Source organism: Shewanella sp. 2_MG-2023, from assembly GCF_030548905.1.
Lineage (GTDB): Bacteria > Pseudomonadota > Gammaproteobacteria > Enterobacterales > Shewanellaceae > Shewanella > Shewanella electrodiphila.
Genome location: NZ_JAUOSO010000037.1, coordinates 1 through 4,451 on the forward strand (window position 1 = coordinate 1; position 4,451 = coordinate 4,451).

General features: G+C 38.9%; 4 protein-coding genes and 3 tRNA genes. 6 read left to right on the forward strand and 1 reads right to left on the reverse strand.

Annotation, left to right across the window (positions count from 1 at the left end; all coding sequences use genetic code 11):
- Positions 1 to 661 precede the first annotated feature (661 nt).
- Positions 662 to 1,705 carry a UDP-N-acetylmuramate dehydrogenase gene (gene murB / locus Q4600_RS20980; RefSeq protein WP_303518483.1) on the forward strand — a complete coding sequence of 348 codons (1,044 nt, stop codon included), beginning with the start codon at positions 662 to 664 and terminating at the stop codon, positions 1,703 to 1,705.
- Positions 1,705 to 2,667 carry a bifunctional biotin--[acetyl-CoA-carboxylase] ligase/biotin operon repressor BirA gene (gene birA, locus Q4600_RS20985; RefSeq protein WP_303518480.1) on the forward strand — a complete coding sequence of 321 codons (963 nt, stop codon included), beginning with the start codon at positions 1,705 to 1,707 and terminating at the stop codon, positions 2,665 to 2,667. Before murB ends, birA begins: the two co-directional genes overlap by 1 nt.
- Before the next feature lie 20 nt (positions 2,668 to 2,687).
- Here the strand turns inward: birA and coaA are convergent, their stop codons facing one another.
- Complete coding sequence (gene coaA, locus Q4600_RS20990) at positions 2,688 to 3,638, reverse strand: type I pantothenate kinase (protein WP_229372187.1); 951 nt, start codon at positions 3,636 to 3,638, stop codon at positions 2,688 to 2,690.
- A gap of 221 nt (positions 3,639 to 3,859) precedes the next feature.
- Here coaA and Q4600_RS20995 point away from each other — a divergent pair.
- The 4 genes from Q4600_RS20995 to Q4600_RS21010 form a co-directional block, all read left to right on the forward strand.
- A tRNA-Thr gene (locus Q4600_RS20995) sits at positions 3,860 to 3,935 on the forward strand.
- A gap of 7 nt (positions 3,936 to 3,942) precedes the next feature.
- Positions 3,943 to 4,027: transfer RNA gene (locus tag Q4600_RS21000), tRNA-Tyr, on the forward strand.
- Between the two features lie 36 nt (positions 4,028 to 4,063).
- A tRNA-Gly gene (locus Q4600_RS21005) sits at positions 4,064 to 4,137 on the forward strand.
- Between the two features lie 195 nt (positions 4,138 to 4,332).
- Positions 4,333 to 4,451, forward strand: a 119-nt coding sequence (locus tag Q4600_RS21010) for a GTP-binding protein (protein WP_303518424.1), incomplete at its 3' end; no start/stop codon positions are given.

The window sequence follows — 4,451 nt, forward strand, 5'->3', positions numbered from 1 at the left end:
GTGAAACGCAATCGCGCCGATGATAGTGTGGGGTCTCCCCATGTGAAAGTAGGTCATCGCCAAGCGCCTAATACTGAAAAGCCCTAACACAATGTGTTAGGGCTTTTTCTTTGCCTAAAAAAAGTTCAACCGCGGGTTTAGACACTGCAACAGTTGATAGTGTGAGCGATATGCCCATATGCCCATATGCCCTTATAAGGGTAGTAAAAAAAAGTCATCGCCAAGCGCCCCATATCTTTAAAATTAGTGCCTCTTAATTGAGAGCAGATAGCCCGTTACTTACGTAACGGGCTTTTTTGTGTCTGGAAATTGAGTGAATGAGTTAGTTAGTAGCTAAAGCTAACAGACAGCGCGGTCGATATGCCTATGTACCCTTACAAGGATAGTAAAAAATAGTTGATCGCCAAGCGCCCCATATCTTTAAAATTAGTGCCTCTTAATTGAGAGCAGATAGCCCGTTACTCACGTAATGGGCTTTATTGTAGCTGGGTTATATGATTATAAAACTCAAGTGTAAAGTTAGATGCAACGAGTTAGATTGAATCGGATATCTTTGAGTGAGAGCTCAAGGCGAACTACTGCATAAGTAATCCGTTAATTTCTACCGTCTCAAATACCTAATTTATTTGCCTGATAGTGTTATTAAATTCACCAAGGTACAATGAACTATCATTTTCCAAAATATCTAAATATGCCTGTCAGCTTAAAACCATTTAATACATTAGCTTTAGAGCAGGGCTGCCTTCAATTTGTTGAAGTAACGTCTGTTATAGAACTTAAACAACAACTTATTAAAGCAGCGAATGCTTCACTACCTACATTGATTTTAGGTGGAGGGAGTAATGTTGTTTTTACTAGTGATTACCAAGGCGTAGTGATTAAAGTGGCGACAAAGGGCATTGAAGTTAGTGAAGATGCTGAAGCTTTTTATATCTCTGTACAGGCGGGCGAAAGTTGGCATGAGTTTGTTGGCTATTGTTTAGATAATGGTTTTCATGGCTTGGAGAACTTAGCACTGATACCTGGGACTGTTGGTGCTGCACCTATTCAAAATATTGGTGCCTATGGGGTTGAGATTAACAAGTATTGTCAGAAAGTCAGTTACTTGGATTTAGTTAGCTTAGAAAGCAATACAATAACTAATTCAGAGTGTCATTTTGGATATCGTGATTCAATTTTTAAAAATGAATTAAAGAATCAAATTGCCATTACTGAAGTTCAGTTTAGATTACCAAAGGTTTGGCAGGCAAATATAGAATATGGCCCACTGCAGCACTTCAAATTAGAAACAGTCACACCAAAACAAGTATATGACACTGTGTGTGATATACGAAAGAGCAAGTTACCTGACCCAAAGGTGCTAGGTAATGTAGGCAGCTTTTTTAAGAACCCGATAATAGAAGCCTCTCAATATATTGAGCTACTTAAGACCTATTCTGATTTGGTTGGTTATGCCCAAGCTGATGGCAAAATTAAAATTGCAGCTGGTTGGTTAATTGATGAAGCAGGCCTTAAAGGGGTCAATAAAGGTCGAGCCGCAGTGCATGATAAACAGGCCTTAGTGTTAGTAAACTTGGATGACGCTGTCGGAGAAGATATCTGTCAGCTTGCACATTACATAATGGATATTGTGTTAGCTAAATTTGGAATTCAATTGGATCCTGAGCCAAGGATTATTGGTGCAACTGGCGAGGTAAATTTGTAATGAATGAGCATTGGGACAAGAAAGCGCAGATTATTGGACTGTTAGATCATACTGAATTTATCTCTGGTGAACTAATTGCACAGCAAGTGGGATTATCTCGTACTGCAGTTAACAATCATATTGCACAATTAGAAACCTATGGTGTCGATATCTTCAGTGTAAAAGGTAAGGGATATAAATTAGCTAAACAATTACCTATTTTTGATAAAAGTAAACTTGTAAACAACATCGAAAATCGTTGCTTTTATTTTCATGAAATAGAAAGTACTAATGCTTTTATGCTTCAACATGCTGATGAACTTAAAAATGGTGATATTTGTATTGCTGAATATCAGTCAGCGGGTCGAGGTAGAAGAGGCAGACAATGGGTTTCACCATATGGTCAACATGTTTACGCATCTTTGTTTTGGAGACTTAACCAAGGCATGAATGCAGCCATGGGGCTTAGTCTTGTTGTTGCATGTTCAATTGTGACTTCCTTAAAGGCGTTTGGAGTAGATGGTTTAGGCGTTAAATGGCCGAATGACATTTACCGAGATAATAAGAAGTTAGCAGGGATATTAATTGAGCTATCAGGTCATTCAATCGATGAGTGTAATTTGGTAATAGGCTTTGGTATCAATATGAGCATGTCAGAACAACATGCCGAGCAGATTGACCAACCATGGAGTGATTTAACCTCTTTGAATTCAATGCCTGACAAAACTGAGCTGTTAACGGCTATTCATAAACAACTTAAAATTGATCTCATGCAGTTTGAAGCTGAGGGTATGGAACCTTTTATATCACAGTGGCAAGAGTATGATTTGTTTTATGACAAACAGATTAATCTATTAATGGCACCAAATAATGTCACAGGAACATGTAAGGGCATCGATAAACAAGGTGCAGTGCTACTAGAGCACAATGGAGTAATAACGTCATATATAGGTGGAGAGATCAGTTTACGCGGAAGTGAGTAAACTGAATAAATTTCTAGCAACTATTTACGCAATAAAACTCGGTCAACCAGATGGTTGGCCGCTTTTTTTAGAATTAAGTTCGCACGCTCGCGGCTCGGTTTTATGTTTGTTTGCAAATTGGGACCATTGATCGTATCCCAAATGTTGGCAGCGGTAGCGTTGGCTTCATCATCTGAAAGTTGTGAATAGTGATGAAAGAAAGACTTTGGATCGCTAAATGCGCCTTGTCTGAACTTTAAAAAGCGTTGTTGGTACCATTCTTTTAATAATGATTCTTCAGCATCGACATAAATAGAGAAATCGACATAATCGGATAAGAAGCTACTTTTACTTTCAGGGCTAGGATCTAGCGCGGTTTGAAGTACATTTAACCCTTCGATAATAAGAATATCAGGTTGATTAATGTTCTGTACTTCATCAGTGAGTCTGTCATAAGTCACATGAGAATAAAGGGGCGCACTGACATTGGGCTCACCTGCTTTTACTGCAGAAATAAAATCGATCAGCATTTTCATGTCATAACTTTCTGGAAAGCCTTTTCGCTTTAGCAGGTTATTATGGGTGAGTTCTGCCAAGGGGTATAAGAAGCCATCAGTGGTGACTAGTTCAACTTTAGGGTGCTCAGGCCAACGTTGTAATAGTGTCTGAAGAATTCGAGCAGTGGTACTTTTACCAACAGCGACACTACCAGAAATACTAATGATGTAAGGTGTTTTAGTGGGTTTGTGATTTAAAAATTGATCAAGCACCACACTGCTTTGCTGCTTTGAATCAATAATGAGATTTAATAAACGGCTTAAGGGAAGATAAATGTCAGTGACTTCATCTAATGACAGCTGTTCATTCATACCACGTAGATTGGCTAGTTCATCTTCGCTAAGTGTTAAAGGTACAGAATTACGTAATTCTGACCACTGTTGGCGAAGAAATGAAAAATAAAGTGTTTGATGTAATGTATTGGTCGCTGTCATATCTTCCTTTCCTTAGGTCAGGCACAGTACACCACCAAATTATTTTGAACAATAGCTAAAGTCATCTTACTTATCGTCGGTTGACTAAATCGCTTTATTTTTATCCTACTCAATCAAATAAAGCCCAAAAAAGCGCCATTTGAAACTTTTTTTAGCTTTTTTATGCATTTCCTATTGCACTTACGCCAACATTTACCTAATATCCGTTTCCGAAATGATTAGCCGGCATAGCTCAGTTGGTAGAGCAACTGACTTGTAATCAGTAGGTCCCGAGTTCGACTCTTGGTGCCGGCACCATTTTTCTGGAGGGGTTCCCGAGTGGCCAAAGGGATCAGACTGTAAATCTGACGGCTCAGCCTTCGAAGGTTCGAATCCTTCTCCCTCCACCATTTTTAAAGGTAGTTAGGTAGCCTTATTCAGGTTGCGCGGATGTCGTATAATGGTATTACTCCAGCCTTCCAAGCTGATAACGCGGGTTCGATTCCCGCCATCCGCTCCAAATTGCTGAACGACTTGATTGCTTAGTAGTTCGTTTAAATGAACTATTAAGTCAATCAAATCCTTTAAATCAGCACGTCCTGTCTTATGCTAAACTTAATCACCAAAACTAAACTAATTAATTCGATGTCATTCTATGCATCGGACTTTTTCTATATGTGTTTTCATCACCAAGACTCTGGATTGAGGCAATATCATGGCTAAAGAAAAATTTGAACGTAATAAACCACACGTAAACGTGGGTACAATCGGTCACGTCGACCATGGTAAAACAACGCTAACTGCTGCAATCTCAGCTGTTTTAACCAAAACTTA

Bases quoted from the DNA above. Each gene is read 5' to 3' on its own strand.
- coaA (WP_229372187.1), bottom strand. From the start codon at position 3,638: ATGACAGCGACCAATACATTACATCAAACACTTTATTTTTCATTTCTT.
- murB (WP_303518483.1), top strand. From the start codon at position 662: ATGAACTATCATTTTCCAAAATATCTAAATATGCCTGTCAGCTTAAAA.
- birA (WP_303518480.1), top strand. From the start codon at position 1,705: ATGAATGAGCATTGGGACAAGAAAGCGCAGATTATTGGACTGTTAGAT.